General features: G+C 72.6%; 14 protein-coding genes. 6 read left to right on the top strand and 8 right to left on the bottom strand.

The genetic code is table 11. The annotated features are described in order from the left end of the window. Window positions 1–38: 38 nt before the first annotated feature. Window positions 39–941 carry a phosphatidylinositol mannoside acyltransferase gene (locus ABZT47_RS27160; RefSeq protein WP_354847792.1) on the bottom strand — a complete coding sequence of 301 codons (903 nt, stop codon included), beginning with the start codon at window positions 939–941 and terminating at the stop codon, window positions 39–41. A 91-nt stretch (window positions 942–1,032) separates the two neighbouring features. After that, window positions 1,033–1,632: a phosphatidylinositol phosphate synthase gene (pgsA, locus tag ABZT47_RS27155; protein ID WP_354847790.1), complete on the bottom strand. Its 600-nt coding sequence runs from the start codon at window positions 1,630–1,632 to the stop codon at window positions 1,033–1,035. A gap of 299 nt (window positions 1,633–1,931) precedes the next feature. Between pgsA and ABZT47_RS27150 the strand changes: the two genes are divergently transcribed. From ABZT47_RS27150 to ABZT47_RS27140, 3 genes are all read left to right on the top strand, one after another. Further along, a complete protein-coding gene (locus tag ABZT47_RS27150; RefSeq protein WP_354847787.1) occupies window positions 1,932–4,091 on the top strand; it encodes an elongation factor G-like protein EF-G2 in 2,160 nt (719 codons plus the stop codon). A 363-nt stretch (window positions 4,092–4,454) separates the two neighbouring features. After that, on the top strand, window positions 4,455–6,101 hold the full coding sequence (locus ABZT47_RS27145; protein WP_354847784.1) for a family 10 glycosylhydrolase: 1,647 nt from the start codon (window positions 4,455–4,457) through the stop codon (window positions 6,099–6,101). Window positions 6,102–6,199: 98 nt separating this feature from the next. After that, a complete protein-coding gene (locus ABZT47_RS27140) occupies window positions 6,200–8,365 on the top strand; it encodes a hypothetical protein (protein WP_354847781.1) in 2,166 nt (721 codons plus the stop codon). A 10-nt stretch (window positions 8,366–8,375) separates the two neighbouring features. Here ABZT47_RS27140 and ABZT47_RS27135 read toward each other — a convergent pair whose 3' ends face one another. The 3 genes from ABZT47_RS27135 to ABZT47_RS27125 all read right to left on the bottom strand — a co-directional run bounded on the left by ABZT47_RS27135 (window position 8,376) and on the right by ABZT47_RS27125 (window position 11,662). Next, window positions 8,376–8,918 carry an HIT domain-containing protein gene (locus ABZT47_RS27135; RefSeq protein WP_354847778.1) on the bottom strand — a complete coding sequence of 181 codons (543 nt, stop codon included), beginning with the start codon at window positions 8,916–8,918 and terminating at the stop codon, window positions 8,376–8,378. Between the two features lie 72 nt (window positions 8,919–8,990). Beyond that, window positions 8,991–10,958, bottom strand: a complete 1,968-nt coding sequence (gene thrS / locus ABZT47_RS27130) for a threonine--tRNA ligase (RefSeq protein ID WP_354847775.1) — start codon at window positions 10,956–10,958, stop codon at window positions 8,991–8,993. 86 nt (window positions 10,959–11,044) lie between these two features. Next, a complete protein-coding gene (locus tag ABZT47_RS27125; protein ID WP_354847773.1) occupies window positions 11,045–11,662 on the bottom strand; it encodes a glycoside hydrolase family 25 protein in 618 nt (205 codons plus the stop codon). 145 nt (window positions 11,663–11,807) lie between these two features. On the opposite strand from ABZT47_RS27125, the gene ABZT47_RS27120 reads away from it, so the two are divergent. The 3 genes from ABZT47_RS27120 to ABZT47_RS27110 all read left to right on the top strand — a co-directional run bounded on the left by ABZT47_RS27120 (window position 11,808) and on the right by ABZT47_RS27110 (window position 13,412). Continuing rightward, on the top strand, window positions 11,808–12,074 hold the full coding sequence (locus ABZT47_RS27120; RefSeq protein ID WP_354847770.1) for a DUF1876 domain-containing protein: 267 nt from the start codon (window positions 11,808–11,810) through the stop codon (window positions 12,072–12,074). A 177-nt stretch (window positions 12,075–12,251) separates the two neighbouring features. Continuing rightward, on the top strand, window positions 12,252–12,677 hold the full coding sequence (locus ABZT47_RS27115; protein WP_354847767.1) for an Hsp20/alpha crystallin family protein: 426 nt from the start codon (window positions 12,252–12,254) through the stop codon (window positions 12,675–12,677). A gap of 93 nt (window positions 12,678–12,770) precedes the next feature. Further along, window positions 12,771–13,412, top strand: a complete 642-nt coding sequence (locus tag ABZT47_RS27110) for a response regulator transcription factor (RefSeq protein ID WP_354847764.1) — start codon at window positions 12,771–12,773, stop codon at window positions 13,410–13,412. On the opposite strand, the gene ABZT47_RS27105 is transcribed toward ABZT47_RS27110, so the two are convergent. From ABZT47_RS27105 to ABZT47_RS27095, 3 genes are all read right to left on the bottom strand, one after another. Next, window positions 13,390–14,823 carry a GAF domain-containing protein gene (locus tag ABZT47_RS27105; protein WP_354847761.1) on the bottom strand — a complete coding sequence of 478 codons (1,434 nt, stop codon included), beginning with the start codon at window positions 14,821–14,823 and terminating at the stop codon, window positions 13,390–13,392. The two genes, ABZT47_RS27110 and ABZT47_RS27105, sit on opposite strands and share 23 nt — an antisense overlap. 68 nt (window positions 14,824–14,891) lie before the next feature. Then, complete coding sequence (locus tag ABZT47_RS27100; RefSeq protein WP_354847758.1) at window positions 14,892–15,800, bottom strand: universal stress protein; 909 nt, start codon at window positions 15,798–15,800, stop codon at window positions 14,892–14,894. Window positions 15,801–15,882: 82 nt separating this feature from the next. Next, window positions 15,883–16,560, bottom strand: coding sequence for a CBS domain-containing protein (locus ABZT47_RS27095; RefSeq protein ID WP_354847754.1), 678 nt, complete (start codon window positions 16,558–16,560; stop codon window positions 15,883–15,885). Between the last annotated feature and the right edge of the window lie 204 nt (window positions 16,561–16,764).

Raw genomic sequence — 16,764 nt, 5'->3', positions numbered from 1 at the left:
GCTCACCCCGCCCCGGGCAGGCCGGGCCGCGGGCGCGGTCACCGGGGCTCCAGGTCGTCCAGCCAGAGCCGCTGGAGCATGTGCCAGTCCTCCGGGTGCTGGGAGATGCCCTCCTGGAAGACGCGGGCCATGCTCTGGGTCATGACGGCGACCTTCTCCTGCCGCGTCCCCTCGGCCGGGACGGGGATCTCCTCGTGGATGTGGATCGCCCAGCCGGCGTCCTCGAACCAGATGGTCGCCGGGTGCAGCGCGGCGCCGGTCTGGACGGCCAGCAGCGCCGGGCCCGCGACCATGCGGGTCCTGCCGTCGAAGAAGTCGACCTCGATGCCCTTCTCGGTCAGGTCGCGCTCGGCGGGCAGGCAGACCGCGCGGCCGGCGCGCAGCCGCTGGGCCAGGGTGCCGAAGGCGTGCGCGGTGCCGCCGCCCTGGGCCGTCAGCGGCAGCACCTCCATGCCCAGGCTCTCGCGGAAGGCCACGAACCGCTCGTACAGCGACTCGGGCTTGAGACGTTCCATGACCGTGGTGAAGGTGTGGCCGCTGTGGACCAGCCAGGCGCCGGACAGGTCCCAGTTGCCCATGTGGGGCAGGGCGAGCACGATGCCCCGGCCGCTGTCGAGGGTGTCGAAGATGCGCTCGCCGTGGATGGCGCGCGTGCCGGTGAGGATGCGCTCCTTGCCGATCACCGGCAGGCGCAGCGCCTCCATCCAGTAACGGAAGTAGGAGCGCATGCCGGCCCTGCTCAGGTCGCGGACCGAGGGGTCGGCGACGTCCTTGCCGGTGACCCGCGCCAGGTTGGACTCAAGGCGGCGCACGAGCTTGCCGCGCCTGCGCCAGATGAGGTCGGCGATGAGGCGGAAGGCCCACGCGGCCACCGGCTCGGGCAGCTTGGGCACCAGCACCCAGCCGAGGTGGAAAGCCCATACGACGAGCCGATCAGTCAACGCGAGGTTCACCCCCATGGGTAGGTCACAGGCTCCGGCGGGGCGCCGGTCGGGACTTCAGGGCATCATCGCCGATGCGCGGCCCGTAGGTTCATGTTGGCACCGTCTGGCGGTAAACGTGCACGATGCGCTGCACGGCGGTGAAAGCGCTGGCGGCGGCGAGCAGCCACAGGCCCACGGCCAGGATGTAGGGCACGCCGAGCCCGCCGAGGCCGGCGGCGACCAGGACGACCACCAGGCGCTCGGACCGTTCGGCCAGGCCGACATCACAGGTGAGGCCGAGCCCTTCGGCCCGCGCCTTGGCGTAGGAGACCACGGCCCCCGCGACCAGGCAGAACAGCGCGACGCAGGCCAGCACGGCCTGCCCGGTGGACATGAACCACAAGATCAGCCCGGAGAAGACGGCGGCGTCGCCGACGCGGTCGAGGGTGGAGTCCAGGAAGGCCCCGAACACGCTGCCGTTGCCGAGCATGCGGGCCAGGACGCCGTCCAGCAGGTCCGCCAGGACGAAGAAGGTGATGACGACCGACCCGAGGAACAGCTGGCCGCGCGGATAGAAGCCGAGGGCTCCGGCGGCGACCCCGAGCGTGCCGAGGACGGTGATGACGTTCGGGCTGATCCCCCGGCGGGCGAGCGCCCGGCCGAGCGGGGACAGGACACGGGTGACGGCGGGGCGCAGGAGCTTCAACATCGCCGTCCGATCGTAGCCACTCCGGCCACGGGGTCCGAACCGAGCGCCGTCCCCTCACCTGGGCCGCTTCCCCGCACGGGGAACGGCGCGGCGCGGGCCGGAGAACGGCGGGGAACGACCCGGAGAACGGGTCAGGAAGTCCACATGTCTTCTCGCGAGCACTTTTGCCTTTAGACCCTTGTGATCCGCGCCGGACGGGTGAAGGGTGAATGCACCGCGCTCTTTTTCGGGCGGCGGGCGCGGCGGCGGACGATGCGACCGCGCGCGGCCGCATCTCACGGCGAGACGCGGGAGGCGTTATGCCAGAGAGAACAGCGGGAGGACCAGCGGGAGCCGCGGGCAGGGCACCCTCGGCCGACCGGCCGGATGCCGTGCGCAACGTCGTGCTGGTCGGCCACTCGGGGTCCGGGAAGACGACGCTCGTGGAGGCCCTGCTGGCCGCGACGGGCACCATCCAGCGCACCGGCCGGGTCGAGGACGGCACGACCGTCAGCGACTTCGACGAGGTGGAGGTGCGCCAGCAGCGTTCGGTCAACCTGTCGGTGGCGCCGCTCACCTTCAACGGCATCAAGATAAACCTGCTGGACACCCCCGGTTACGCCGACTTCGTGGGCGATCTGCGGGCGGGCCTGCGCGCCGCGGACGCGGCGCTGTTCGTGGTCTCCGCGGCCGAGGGCATCGACGGGCTGACGCGCATGCTGTGGGAGGAGTGCGCCTCGGTCGGCATGCCGCGCGCCGTCGTCATCACCAAGATCGACCATCAGCGGGCCGACTTCGACGACGTGGTCACCGCCTGCCAGGGCGCCTTCGGCGACGGTGTGGCGCCCCTCTACCTCCCGGTGGTCACCAACGGCCACGTGAACGGCCTCATCGGGCTGCTGTCGCAGAAGTTCTACAACTACGCGACCGGCACGCGCACCGAGAACCAGGCGGGCGCGGCCTACCAGGAGCAGATCGACGCCTACCGGGGCACGCTGATCGAGGGCATCATCCAGGAGAGCGAGGACGAGTCCCTCATGGACCGCTACCTCTCCGGCGAGGAGATCGACACCAAGGTCCTGATCGACGACCTGGAGAAGGCCGTGGCCAGGGGCGGCTTCTACCCCGTGCTGGCGACGTGCGCCGTGCAGGGGTCGTGCGCGATCGTCGGCATGCAGGAGCTGCTGGAGATCATCACCCAGGGTTTCCCCTCCCCCATGGAGCACCCGCTGCCCGAGATCACCACGATCGGCGGCAAGCCGGTGCCGAGCCTCGCCTGCGACCCCGACGGGCCGCTGGTCGCCGAGGTGGTCAAGACCACCAGCGACCCCTACGTCGGCCGCATCAGCCTGGTCCGGGTCTTCTCCGGCACGCTGCGCCCCGACATGGTGGTCCACGTCTCCGGGCACGGCCTGACCGAGCGGGGCCACGAGGACCACGATCTGGACGAGCGCATCGGCGCGCTGTCCTCCCCGCTGGGCAAGCACCAGCGCACCACCACCAAGTGCGTCGCCGGCGACCTCTGCGCGGTGGCCAAGCTCAGCCGGGCCGAGACGGGCGACACGCTGTCCGACAAGGACCAACCGCTGCTGGTGACCTCCTGGACCATGCCCGACCCGCTGCTGCCCGTCGCCATCCGCGCCAGGTCCAAGGCCGACGAGGACAAGCTCTCGCAGGCCCTCGGGCGTCTGGTGGCCGAGGACCCGACCCTGCGACTGGAGAACAACCCCGAGACGCGCCAGCTCGTCCTGTGGTGCATGGGCGAGGCCCACGCGGACGTGCTGCTGGACCACCTGGCCAAGCGCCACGGCGTCGAGGTCGAGCGCGTCGAGCTGCGGGTGCCGCTGCGCGAGACCTTCGGCGGCAAGGCCCAGGGCACCGGCCGCAACGTCAAGCAGACCGGCGGGCACGGGCAGTACGCCATCTGCCACGTCGAGATCGAACCCCTGCCCTCCGGCGGCGGCTTCGAGTTCGTCGACAAGATCGTCGGCGGCGTGGTGCCGAGGCAGTTCATCCCCTCGGTGGAGAAGGGCGTGCGGGCCCAGATGGAGCGCGGCGTGCTGGCCGGCTACCCGGTGGTGGACATCCGGGTGACGCTGTTCGACGGCAAGGCCCACTCGGTCGACTCCTCCGACATGGCCTTCCAGATCGCCGGGCAGCTCGCCCTTAAGGAGGCGGCGGCCAAGGTGCCCGCCCTGCTGCTGGAGCCGGTGGACGAGCTGTCGGTGCTGGTCGAGGACGAGCACGTCGGCGCGGTGATGTCCGACCTGTCCTCGCGCCGTGGCCGCGTCCTCGGCACCGAGCCGGTCGGCACCGGGCGCACGCTGGTCAAGGCGGAGGTCCCCGAGCTGGAGATCACCCGGTACGCCATCGATCTGCGGTCCATGTCGCACGGCACGGGCACCTTCCACCGCTCGTTCCTGCGGTACGAGCCGCTGCCCTCCCACCTGGCCGACAAGCTCAGATCGGCCGCCGACTAGACCCTTCCCTGCGGCCCCGGGCTTCACGGGGATGGCCGCCGGACGCGGTGCGAGCGAGCGGGCCGTACGACACCGGCCGGCCCGCTCGCACCGCGCGTCGATCGAAGGTAAGGCAGTTGTCACCCGCGCCGGAGGCCGGAGCCGATCCGGCGACCGCTTCGGAGAATCGCCGGGCGGGCCGGGGCGCCGACGCGCAGGTGCCGGCCGGGAAACCGTCGTGTCCGCACCGGACGGCGGCCGCCGTCATGGGCCGGCGCTCCTCGCCACAGCGGCCTCATATACCTCGTGTGTCACCGTGGCATCACGGTGCGATTTCTTTTATCGGGCCTTACCAGTGTTTGGCCGATGCCAGACTGATGTCCCATGCGAAACGGACATCGGCCTCTGCTCGCCGCCACCACCATGGCGGTGGTCACCACCGGCGTCGCCTATCTCTTCGGGCCTGGCGCCGCTCCCGCCGACAGCGAGGCCAAGCGCCCTGCCGCTGAGGCCAAGCGGTCGGCCGCCGAGGCCAAGCCCGCGACCGGCCAAGCCAGGTCCGCGGCCGCCCACCCCGCTGCGGCGAAGCAGGAGCAAGCGTGCGAGGCGAGCCCCAAATACCCCAAGAGGCAACTGCGGGGCGTGTGGATCGCGACCGTGCACAACGTCGACTGGCCGTCCAAGACCGGCCTGGACGCGGCGCGGCAGCAGGCCGAGTACGTCCGCATTTTGGACAACGCGGTCAAGCGCCACCTCAACGCGGTGTTCGTCCAGGTCCGCCCGGCCTCCGACGCGATCTACAAGTCCCCCTATGAGCCGTGGTCCCAGTGGCTGACCGGCATCGCGGGCCGCGACCCCGGGTGGGAGCCGCTGCCCTTCCTCATCGACGAGGCGCACAAGCGCGGCCTTGAGTTCCACGCCTGGTTCAACCCCTACCGCGCGGCCGACAAGGATGACGTGTCCAAGCTGCCCGCGAACCACCCGGCGCGCCTTCACCCGAAGTGGGTGGTCAAGCACGAGGGGAAGCTGTACTACAACCCCGGCCTGCCGGAGGTGCGCGCCTACACCGTCAAGGTGATCAAGGACGTGGTGCAGCGGTACGACATCGACGGGGTGCACTTCGACGACTACTTCTACCCCTATCCCGGCCGGGGCACGAAGTTCGGCGACGCCGCCGCCTTTACAAAGTACGGCAAGGGCATGTCGCTCGCCGAGTGGCGGCGGGAGAACGTCAACACGCTGGTCTCCCAGGTCGGCGCGGCCGTCCACCAGGCCAAGCCGTACGTCAAGTTCGGCATCAGCCCGTTCGGCATCTGGCGCAACAAGTCCGACGACCCCACGGGCTCCGACACCAAGGGCCTGTCCGCCTACGACGCCATCTACGCCGACGCGAAGGCGTGGATCAAGTCCGGGTCGATCGACTACGTCATGCCGCAGATCTACTGGCCGCGCGGCTTCGCCGCCGCCGACTACGCCAAGCTCGTGCCGTGGTGGGCCGACCAGGTCAAGGGCACCGGAGTGCACCTCTACATCGGCCAGGCGCTCTACCGCGTGGGCACCAAGGACACCGCGGCCTGGACCAGGGCCGGCGAGCTGCCCGCCCACCTGACCCTCAACCGCAAGTACCCCGAGGTGCGGGGGGACGTCTACTTCAGCGCCGCCCAGCTCGCCAAGAACCCGCTGGGCGTGCTCGACGCGCTGGTCAAGGACCACTACCCCCGCCCCGCGCTGCTTCCGCTGGTCCAGGACCGCGGCGGCAGGGCCCCGGCCGCCCCCACCGGGCTGACCCTGGCGGGCGGCGCGCTCAGCTGGAAGTCCTCCCCCGAGGCCCGGTCCTACGCCGTGTACCGGGTCACGGGCGCCAAGCCGGACGCGTGCGCGACGGCCGACGGCCGCAACCTGGTGGCCGTGGCACCGGCCGCCCCGGCCGCCGTCCAGTCCTTCACGGTCACGGCCGGCGGCTCCTACCTGGTGACCGCCCTCGACCGCCTCGGCAACGAGAGCGCGCCCGCCACCGTCGTCCTGCCCTGATCCCGGGCCACGCCGGGCCGCGGGCGATGTTCACCGCGATTTCCTGGACCGGGCGGCGCGCTTTCCCGTACGGTTCCATGGATTCGCGGGTGGACGTCATGGGAGGTCAGTCAGTGGTGAGGCGGGCGCTGGGCGCATTGGCGGTGATCACGCTGTGCATGGTCACGACCGGCGCCGCGTGGGCGCATGCCCCCGGGCGGGCGGAGGCCGCAGGACGGGCCGACGCCCCAGGGCGGGTGGCGCTGATCGGCGTGCCGGGGCTCCACTGGGACGACGTGAGCGCCGAGACCACCCCGAACCTGTGGCGGCTCGCGGCGCAGAGCGCCATCGGTTCGCTGTCGGTGCGCACCGTCGGCCGCGTCACCTGCCCCTACGACGGGTGGCTGACGATCTCCTCGGGCGTTCGCTCCTCGGTCGGCGCCCGCTGCGGGCCGCCGCCCGCCGTCGAGCAGCAGGGCGGTAAGGCCGTCATCCCCGGCTTCGACTGGCTGTGGACGGTGCGCGACGCCGACTACGCCGGCTCGCTCGGCGCGGCCGTCCACGCGGCCGGTGGCTGCACCTCGGCCGTCGGCCCGGGGGCGGCGCTCGCGCTCGCCGACCGCTCCGGCGCCGTCGACCTGTACGCCCCGGCGCCCGACGGCGTCCGCGACTGGTCCGCCTGCCCCGTGCTGGCCGCCGACATCGACGACCTGGTGCGCCCCTACTACGACGGCGAGCTGCTGGCGGACGCCCCCGACAAGCTCACCCCCGCCGCCCGCCGGGCGGCGCTCGCCGCCGCGGACGCCGGCGTCGGCACGGTCGTCGGGCACCTGCCCGCCGACACGCGGGTCGTGCTGACCGGGCTCTCCGACCACGGCTCCGAGCCGCACCTGCGGGTGGCGATGTGGCGGGCGCCCGGCGCTCAGGACCACTTCCTGGGCGCGACCTCCACCCACCGCGACGACATGGTGATCCTGCCCGACGTGACCGCGACGGTTCTGCGGGCGGCCGGGGCGGCCGTCCCCGGCACCGTCATCGGGGTGCCGTGGGCGCCCACCGGCGCGACCGGCACCGAGGAGGGCGTCGCCGCCCTGCGGCACGCCGACGTCGCCGGGCAGACCATCCGCGCCGTCGGCGGCGGCTTCTTCACCGGCCTCGCCGTGCTGCAGGTGCTGTTCTACCTGGTCGCCTTCCTGCTGCTGCGCCGCCGCCGGGCCCTCGGCGGAGTGCGCGTCGCCGCGCTCGCCCTGGCCTCACTGCCGGTCTCGACCTACCTGGTGAACCTCGCCCCGTGGGAGCGCGCCACGGCGCCGGCGGTCACGCTGGTGGCCGGGGTGCTCGCCTGCGCCGCCGCGCTCACCGTGCTGGCTCTCGGCGCGCCGGTCGCGTGGGCGCGGCTGCGCGGCCGTCCCGGCGCGGGCGGGGTGCTCGGGCCGCCGTCGGTGATCGCCGGGGTCACGGCCGCGGTGCTGGTGGGCGACCTGCTCAGCGGCACGCCCCTGCAGCTCGACAGCATCATGGGGTACACCGGCGTGGTGGGCGCCCGCTACTACGGCCTGGGCAACATCCCATTCGCGCTGATGGCCACCGCCGTGCTGCTGCTGACCACCGCGGTCGCCGACGGGCTGGTGCGGGCCGGGCGCCGACGGGCGGCCGTCCTCCTGGTGGCCGGGCTGGGCGGTTTCGCGATGATCCTGGACGGCTGGCCGGGGGTGGGCAGCGACTTCGGCGGCGTCATCGCCTTCGTGCCGGGCATCGCGGTCACCGCCCTGCTGGTGGCCGGCAAGCGGGTCTCGGTGGTCAGGCTCGGGGCGTTCTGCGTGGCCGGCGGGGTCCTGGTGATGGGCATCGCCTACCTGGACCACCTGCGGCCGCCCGCCTCGCAGACCCATCTCGGTCGGTTCGCCGGTCAGGTGATCGACGGCACGTTCCTGCCGGTGATCGGGCGCAAGCTCGGGGCCATGCTGAGCACGCTGCTGTCGCCCAACCTCATGCCGATCGTCATCGCGGCGTTCGCGTTCCTGGTCTTCGCGCTGCTGCGGCCGGGCACCGCCAGCGCCGGGGTGCTGCCGGTGGCCTTCGAGCGGGCGCCGATGCTGCGCGCCGGGCTGATCGGCGCGCTGGTGAGCGGCGTGGTGGGCATGCTGGTCAACGACTCGGGCGCGGCCGTGCTGTCGATGGCCCTGGCGCTGGCCGTGCCGCTGGTGCTGTCGGCCGGCATCCGCGCCCTGGCCCCGCAGGCGCAGGCCCGCCCGGCCCCCGCGCTCAGCCCACTGCCCACCTGAGCCGGGCGTGTCAGGCGGGCCAGGCGCCGGCGAGCAGGTCGCGGGTGTCCTGCAGGAGCTGGGGCAGCACCTTGGTGTGGCCGACCACCGGCATGAAGTTGGTGTCGCCGCCCCAGCGGGGCACGACGTGCTGGTGCAGGTGGGCGGCGATGCCGGCGCCGGCGACGTGGCCGAGGTTCATGCCGACGTTGAACCCCTGCGCGCCGCTGGCCTTCCTCAGCGACAGCACCGCGCGCTTGGTGAAGTCGGCCAGCTCGGCGGTCTCCGCCTCGTCCAGGTCGACGTAGTCGGCGACGTGGCGGTAGGGCACCACCATCAGGTGCCCGGAGTTGTAGGGGTAGAGGTTGAGCACCGCGAAGACCGAGGAGCCGCGGGCCACGATGAGCCCGTCCTGGTCGCTCATCTTGGGGATCTCGCAGAACGGGCAGCCGTCGCCGGGGCCCGAGCCGCTCGGCTTGTTCTCTCCCTTGATGTAGGCCATGCGGTGCGGGGTCCACAGACGCTGGAAGTTGTCGGGATCTCCCGCACCGGGCTGCTCAATCGGCTCCTGCATGCCTTGCAGCATAGGACGCGGGGCGCCGGCCGCGCCCGCCGGGCACCGCCGCCGCCCCGCCTCCTTCGAGCCTCAGACCTGGACGCGGCGCTCGACGGCGTCGACGATCTCGGCGATCGCGTCGTCCACGGGGACGCCGTTGTTCTGCTCGCCGCTGCGGTAGCGGAAGGAGACCGCGCCGGCCGCGACGTCGTCGTCGCCGGCCAGCAGCATGAACGGCGCCTTGGCCTTCTGCGCGTTGCGGATCTTCTTCTGCATGCGGTCGGCCGAGGCGTCGACCTCGACCCTGATGCCCCGCTCGCGCAGCCGGGCCGCGATCTGCGAGAGGTAGTCGACGTGGGCGTCGGAGATCGGGATGCCGATCACCTGCACCGGCGCGAGCCAGGGAGGGAACGCCCCGGCGTAGTGCTCGACCAGCACGCCGAAGAACCGTTCGATCGACCCGAACAGCGCCCTGTGGATCATGACCGGGCGCTGGCGCGCCCCGTCCGCCCCCTGGTACTCCAGCTCGAACCGCTCGGGCAGGTTGAAGTCGAGCTGGATGGTGGACATCTGCCAGGAGCGGCCGATGGCGTCCCGCACCTGCACCGAGATCTTGGGGCCGTAGAAGGCGGCGCCCCCGGGGTCGAGCACCAGCTCGAGCTTCTCGGACTCGGCGACCTCGCGCAGCGTCTGGGTGGCCTCTTCCCAGTCTTCGTCGGTGCCGACGAACTTGACCGGGTCCTTGGTGGACAGCTCGAGGTAGAAGTCCTCCAGGCCGTAGTCGCGCAGCAGCTCGAGCACGAAACGCAGCAGCGAGGTCAGCTCGTCGCGCATCTGCTCGCGGGTGCAGTAGATGTGCGCGTCGTCCTGGGTCAGGCCGCGCACGCGGGTGAGGCCGTGCACCACGCCGGACTTCTCGTAGCGGTAGACCGTGCCGAACTCGAACAGCCGCAGCGGCAGCTCGCGGTAGGACCGCCCGCGCGCCCTGAAGATCAGGTTGTGCATCGGGCAGTTCATGGGCTTGAGGTAGTAGCGCGCGCCCTCCAGCTCCATGGGAGGGAACATGCCGTCGGCGTACCAGTCGAGGTGGCCGGAGACCTGGTAGAGGTGCTCCTTGGTGATGTGCGGGGTGTTGACGAAGGAGTACCCGGCCTCCTCGTGCCGCTTGCGGGAGTAGTCCTCCATGAGCTTGCGGATCACCCCGCCCTTGGGGTGGAACACCGGCAGGCCCGAGCCGAGCTCGGGCGGGAAGGAGAACAGGTCGAGCTCGGCGCCGAGCTTGCGGTGGTCGCGCTTCTCGGCCTCCTCCAGCAGGCGGAGGTACTCGTCCTGCCGGTCACGCGACTCCCAGGCGGTGCCGTAGATGCGCTGGAGCTGCGGGTTCTTCTCGCTGCCCCGCCAGTAGGCGCCGCCGGAGCGCATCAGCTTGAACGCCGGGATGGATCGGGTGGAGGGCACGTGCGGCCCGCGGCACAGGTCCTTCCAGCAGAGCTCGCCGGACTTGGGGTCGAGGTTGTCGTAGATGGTGAGCTGGCCGCCGCCCACCTCGACGCTCTCCTCCTCGCCGGCGCCGCCCTTGAGGCCGATGAGCTCGAGCTTGTAGGGCTCGGCGGCGAGCTCCTCGCGCGCGGCCTCGTCGCTGACGGCGCGCCTGGCGAAGGTCTGGCCCTGCTTGACGATCTCGCGCATGCGCTTCTCGACGCGCTTGAGGTCGTCGGGGGTGAAGGGCTGCTCGACGTCGAAGTCGTAGTAGAAGCCGTTCTCGACGGGCGGGCCGATGCCGAGCCGGGCGCCGGGGAAGATCTCCTGGACGGCCTGGGCCATGACGTGCGCGGTGGAGTGGCGCACGATCGCCCGGCCCTCCTCGCTGTCGATGGCGATGGGCTCGACGACGTCGCCGTCGGCGACCTCGGCGGCGAGGTCGCGCGGCTCGCCGTTGATCTTGGCGGCGACGACCGACCGGCCGTCGGCCGCGAGCGCCTCTCCGGCCGTCGTGCCGCCCGCCACCACACGCTCGGCTCCGGCGAGGGTGATGCGTATTTCGAGGGCGGCAGACACGGTTGCTCCAAGGAGATGGGTGGGCGCGGGCACTCCGCTTGTCGTGCCCGATGCTACCGGGAAACCGGTCGGCGTTATCGCGCTCCCTACGCCTTGCTGCGGCGGTCCTCGGCCGGTTGCAGGCCGAGCGCGGTGAGCTGCGCGCGGGTGCCGCGGAAGACGTTGCGGTCGATCGGGCCGTGCGCGTACTGGTGGATCGCCCAGCGGTCCCACGGCGGCGGCACGACGGGGTGGCCCTTGGGATGACTGGGCGCGGCGATCCACAGCGGGTAGTCCTCAAGACCCGCGCAGTAGCCCTTCTTGGCGAAGGACAGGAAGGTGTAGATGAGCGGCCGCACCCCGGTGACGATGTTCACCACGTGGCACCAGCGCCGGGCGAAGGCGGCCACCCGCTGGGGCGGCAGGTGCCCGGAGTGCTCCAGGTCCAGGGCGATCAGGTCGCCGCGCCGCAGGCCGCCCGCCGCGTCGACCACGTCCAGGAAGTGGCGCACCTGGTCCTCGGCGTCGCCCTTCGGGTGGGCGAAGTGGTAGGCGCCGCAGACCAGCCAGTTCTCCCGCATGGCCGCCCAGTTGCGGGCGAACCACTTGTCGGTGAAGCCGGTGCCCTCGGTCGCCTTGGCGAATCCGAAGTCGACGCCGTCGCCGGCGTGCCCCGCCCAGTTGACGGCGCCCTGCCAGTTGGACACATCGATGCCGTGCAGCATGAAGCCTTCCCACATCCCCCGAACTCGCCCCCGGGGGATTGTAGTGAGGACACCCCCGCGGAGGCGGCCGGACACGCCCGGGGCGGCGTCCCGGCGCGCGGGCGGGTGAGAGATGGTGGAGGTAGGACACTGGAAGGAGGCCCCCATGCAGGTCAAGCAGTGGGCAGTGGAGATCTACATAACCGAGGACGACAACGACGACCGCACCGTCGCGCGGGCCGTCCTGATGAACCGCGCCGGTATGCGGCGCGAGGGAGTCGGGTACGCCCGGCGCAACCCGGTCGACCGGCCCGTCCCGGAGATCGGCGACGAGCTGGCCGTGGGGCGCGCTCTGGCGGACCTGTCGGCCAAGCTGACCGAGGACGCCGCCGAGGACGTCGCCCAGATGGCGGGGCAGTCCCGGCGCGTGTGAGCGCCACCACGGGTGGAGCGTGACGGTCCGTGACGCGGGGCGAAGGGGCGGCGCGTCGGCCGTCCGCCCCGCGCGAGGCGAACGTCACGCGCATTCGGGACCTACGACCGTGACCCCGGCGCGCTTCGGGGAGTCGGATGGAACTGACGGTCCCGCGAACTATCCAGGGAGGTTCTCATGTCCATACAGACGCGAAGCACGTCCAGAGGCCTGGTACCCGACCTGCTGGACTGGCTGGAGGCGCCCTTCACCGGAGGCGGCCGCCCCTACACCGCGGGCCAGATGGTCCGGTTCGAGGACACCGTGCGGGACGGCCACTACATCGTGCGCGCCGAGCTGCCCGGCATCGACCCCGAGCAGGACGTCGAGGTGGTGGTGTCCAACGGGATGCTGACCATCCACGGCGAGCGCAAGGAGGAGCGGTCCGAGCCGCACCGCACGGAGTTCCGGTACGGGGAGTTCAGCCGGTCGGTCCCGCTGCCGGCCAACGCCGGGGAGCAGGACGTCAAGGCCGTCTACCACGACGGCATCCTGGAGGTGGACATCCCGCTGGCGGAGGAGAGGCAGCAGAGCAAGCGCGTGCCGGTGGAGAAGGCCGACTAGCGCCGGACGCTCCGGACCCGGCCCGCGGGGACACGGGCCGGGCCCGGAGCGGTACTCCGGGCCGCGCGCGGGAGAGGTCACTGGGGTCGCCTTATGATTCGCGTGTTCCTGCTGGACGATCATGAAGTGGTCCGCCGGGGGGTCGCCGCCCTGCTGTCGGCCGAGGGCGACATGGAGATCGTCGGAGAGGCCGGCACGGCCGAGCAGGCCGTGGCGCGCATCCCGGCGCTCAGGCCGGACGTGGCGGTGCTGGATGTGCGGCTGCCCGACGGCAACGGCGTGGAGGTCTGCCGCGAGGTGCGCGCGAGGACGCCCGGGCTGGCCTGCCTGATGCTGACCTCCTTCGCCGACGACGACGCCCTGTTCGACGCCGTCATGGCGGGCGCGGCCGGTTACGTGCTCAAGCAGATCCACGGGTCCGACCTGGTCGGCGCGGTGCGGACGGTCGCGGCCGGCCAGTCGCTGCTGGATCCGGAGAGCACCGCGTCGATGCTGCGCCGCCTGCGCGAGCAGGCCGCCAGGAAGAGCCCGCTGGCGGCGCTCACCGGCCAGGAGCGTCACATCCTGGAGCTCATCGGGGAGGGGCTGACCAACCGGCAGATCGGCGAGCGGCTGTTCCTGGCCGAGAAGACGGTCAAGAACTACGTCTCCAACCTGCTGGCCAAGCTGGACATGCAGCGGCGCACGCAGGCCGCGGCGCTCGCGGCGCAGCTCAAGGCAGGCCGCCGCGACTGACCCCGCCCCCGCCGTCCGGCAGATCACGGGCGGCCGGGGCCGCCTTTGACGGGGTGGCGTGGCGCCAGGCCATGCGCGCGCCCGGCGGGGAGGCGCCGGGGGCGGGAGGGCTCTGGAGGGCGAAGATGGCCGAGCGGATGCGCCGGATGGTGCCGTCCAACTCGTCGATGGCGTGCCGCACCCTCGTGCGGGCCTCGGGCCGGTCGAGCAGGCGCATCGCGCCCATCAGCGTCATGGCCACCCCGAACAGCCGCTGGATGACGACGTCGTGCAGGTCCTTGGCGATGCGGTCGCGGTCCTCCAGCAGCAGCAGCCGCTCGGCGTCCGCGCGGGCCTCGGCCAGTTCCAGGGCGAGCGACGCCTGCCCGGCGAAGGAGTGCAGCATGCGCACGTGGGGCCCACCGAAGGGCGGCCGGCCGGGGCGCCTGCCGAGCGACAGCACCCCGCGCACCGCGCCGGCGGCGCCCAGCGGCACGGCGACGGCCGGCCCCGCGCGCGAGCGCTCGCACACCAGGGCGGGGATCGCCGTCTCCGCCAGGTCGGCGACGACGACCGGCTCGCCGGAGGTGTAGGCGCGGCCCGGCAGCGAGTCTGCGACCGCGACCTCCGCGGGGCTGACCCGCCCGGCCGGCACGCCGTCGGCGACGGTGACGCGCAGCCGTTCCCCGCCGGCGCAGGGCAGCAGCACCACCGCGACGTCGGCGCCGGACATCTCGCGCGCCCGCCGGGCCACCAGCGCGAGCACCTCGGCCGAGCCGGCCCCCGACAGCAGGCGGGTGGTGACCTCCGAGGACGCCTGGAGCCAGATCTCGCGGCCGCGGGTCTCCTCGTACAGGCGGGCGTTCTCGATGGCGACGCCCGCCGCGGCGGCGAGGGCGACCACGACCGTCTCGTCGTCCTCCCCGAAGTCGCCTCCCCCGCGCTTCTCGGTCAGGTAGAGGTTGCCGAAGACCTTCTCGCGCACCCTGATCGGCACGCCGAGGAAACCGCCCATGGGCGGGTGGCCGGGCGGGAAGCCGGAGGACTCCGGGTGCTCGGCGATGCGGTGCAGCCGGAGCGTGCGCGGCTCCTTGATCAGCAGGCCGAGCAGGCCCAGCCCGTGCGGCCAGTGCTCGACGCGGGCGATCTCCTCCTCGCTCAGCCCGACCGGGATGAACTGCACCAGGGTGTTCTCCTCGCCGATCACGCCGAGGGCGCCGTAGGTGGCGTCCACCAGGGTCGTGGCCGTCTCGACGATGCGACGCAGGACGGTCTGCAGGTCCAGGTCGCCGCCCACGGAGACGACCGCGTCCAGCAGCGCGTGGACCCGGTCACGGGTGGCGAGCACGGTCTCCAGCCGGGCCCGCAGCTCCGACAGCACCTCGTCCAGCCGCGTGTGCGGCATGAGGGAGCGCGGTGGGACGTCCGCCATACCAGGAGTGTCCCCATCGCGACCGCTCCGCGAATCCGGATAAAAGGGATATTCGACATATTTACCTATTAATGGCCGCCTCCGCCCGGCCGTGATCCGGCCGTCTCCCGGGGATGGACCACGGCGACCGGGCAGCGGGCGTGCCGCAGCACCTCGTAGCCGACCGAGTAGCCGGCCGAGCCGCCGAAGCCCGCGCCCGTCGCGTCACCGTGCGCGCCGGAGCCCACGACCACCAGATCGGCCCGCCGGGAGGCGTCCGAGAGTGCCGTGACCGGATGCCCGCGCATGGGGCGCAACCGGGCGGTGACCCCCGGGCACCGCTCCCGCCACATCGCCAGGCGCAGCCGCACCTCCCGCGTCACCTCGCCCATCGCCTCGGCCAGGCCGCCGGCGCAGGCGGTCGCGTACGGGGAGAACGGCGGCGCGCTCCAGGCGTAGAGCACGCACACGCGCGCGCACCGCCGGGCCGCCTCGCCGAGCGCGTACTCCATGGCGGCCTCCGACACCGGGGACCCGTCGTAGCCGACGACGATCTCGCCATGACGCCGCCCGGGCGAGCGGTTGACCACGACCACCGGCGCCATGGCGTGCCAGGCGACATCGCGGCCCACCGAGCCGAGCACCGCCCCCACGAAGCCGCCGGGCCCGCCGCCGCCCAGGATCAGCTCGTCGGCGTCCTCGGCCTCGGTGCACAGCCGCTCGGCGGCGGCGCCGGTGAGCAGGGTCGCGCTCACCTGCAGGCCGGGCGCGTAGCCGCGCACCCAGTCGACGGTGGCCGCCAGCACGGCCCGCCAGTACGCCGTCAGCGCGTCGGGCAGCCACGGCGCGGACCGGTAGGGGTAGTCCATCGACCAGGGCTCGCGCACGTGCACGACGCGCAGCCGGGCTCCTCTGCGCACCGCGTCGTCCGCCGCCCATTCCACCGCGGCCGCCGCGGAGTGGGAACCGTCGACGCCGACCACGATCTGTCCCGCCATGGCGCACCTCCCCCTCGCCTACCACCCTCACACGAGGCGCCACCGGACCGGCGCGCGCCCTCCCCGGGGCGGCGGAGTGGGCTCACAGGTACAGCGGCGGCACGGTGATCAGGTCGTCGGTGGCGAAGCCGAGCCGGTCGTCGACCTCGATCACGCCGTCCACCGCGTGCACGGACTCCACCACCAGCGGGATCTGCGAGCGCCTCGGGACCGTCCCGGTGAGCGCGACCAGCCCGTGCTCGACGAGGATCGACAGGGTCCGCGGCTCGACGCCGGCCCCGCGCACGGCCTCCTCGACGTCGTCGAGCACCTCCGCGGGCGGCCGGACGAAGATCTTGAGCAGGTCGGCCTGGTGCACGGTGCCGACGATCTTGCCGGTGACGCGGTCCACGACGGGAAGCTGCCTGATCCGGTGCTCGTGCATGAGGCGGGCCGCCTCCCGGACCGGCGTCACCTCGGTCACGGTGATCGCGGGACTGCTCATCACCTGGGCGGCCGTGCCCCCCTTGTCCCCCGCGACCTTCGTGTTCCCGCGGACCGGCCCGCGGCCCTCGATGACCGCTTCGACGCGCTCGGCGCCGATCTCCCGCAGCAGCAGGTCGTCCGCCGACACAACTCCGACCGGCCGGCGGCCGGAGTCGACGACGGCCACGGCGCCGACCTTGAAGCGACGCATCGTCTCCACCAGGTCGGCGAAGCAGGTGTCCGGCCTCACCGCGATGGCGACCCTGCCCATGACGTCGCCGACATTCACGACCATGGCTGCCTCCCCTGTCCAGCGCCCTGATATCGATCGTCCCGCCGGCCGGGAAGAGCTGTCAGCGGCGAAGGTCCCCAGCTCAACGGGACCTTCGGCTCGCCCGCGCACGCCGCAGGCAGGGCACCCGTCGAGCACGGCCTCAGCGGGCCCCCAGAGACGTCCCCCTCCGGCGGGGGGCGGTCCGGACACCCGGGCGGCGGCCGT

The organism is Sphaerisporangium sp. NPDC005289, from assembly GCF_040607455.1.
GTDB classification, from domain to species: domain Bacteria; phylum Actinomycetota; class Actinomycetes; order Streptosporangiales; family Streptosporangiaceae; genus Sphaerisporangium; species Sphaerisporangium rhizosphaerae.
Note: the sequence above shows the minus strand (reverse complement) of the source record. Positions and strands in the feature narration are given on the sequence as shown.

Coding starts and splice junctions, on each gene's coding strand:
- pgsA (WP_354847790.1), bottom strand. CDS start 1,632: ATGTTGAAGCTCCTGCGCCCCGCCGTCACCCGTGTCCTGTCCCCGCTC.
- ABZT47_RS27150 (WP_354847787.1), top strand. CDS start 1,932: ATGCCAGAGAGAACAGCGGGAGGACCAGCGGGAGCCGCGGGCAGGGCA.
- ABZT47_RS27145 (WP_354847784.1), top strand. CDS start 4,455: ATGCGAAACGGACATCGGCCTCTGCTCGCCGCCACCACCATGGCGGTG.
- ABZT47_RS27140 (WP_354847781.1), top strand. CDS start 6,200: ATGGGAGGTCAGTCAGTGGTGAGGCGGGCGCTGGGCGCATTGGCGGTG.
- ABZT47_RS27135 (WP_354847778.1), bottom strand. CDS start 8,918: ATGCAGGAGCCGATTGAGCAGCCCGGTGCGGGAGATCCCGACAACTTC.
- ABZT47_RS27125 (WP_354847773.1), bottom strand. CDS start 11,662: ATGCTGCACGGCATCGATGTGTCCAACTGGCAGGGCGCCGTCAACTGG.
- ABZT47_RS27120 (WP_354847770.1), top strand. CDS start 11,808: ATGCAGGTCAAGCAGTGGGCAGTGGAGATCTACATAACCGAGGACGAC.
- ABZT47_RS27115 (WP_354847767.1), top strand. CDS start 12,252: ATGTCCATACAGACGCGAAGCACGTCCAGAGGCCTGGTACCCGACCTG.
- ABZT47_RS27110 (WP_354847764.1), top strand. CDS start 12,771: ATGATTCGCGTGTTCCTGCTGGACGATCATGAAGTGGTCCGCCGGGGG.
- ABZT47_RS27105 (WP_354847761.1), bottom strand. CDS start 14,823: ATGGCGGACGTCCCACCGCGCTCCCTCATGCCGCACACGCGGCTGGAC.
- ABZT47_RS27100 (WP_354847758.1), bottom strand. CDS start 15,800: ATGGCGGGACAGATCGTGGTCGGCGTCGACGGTTCCCACTCCGCGGCG.
- ABZT47_RS27095 (WP_354847754.1), bottom strand. CDS start 16,560: ATGGTCGTGAATGTCGGCGACGTCATGGGCAGGGTCGCCATCGCGGTG.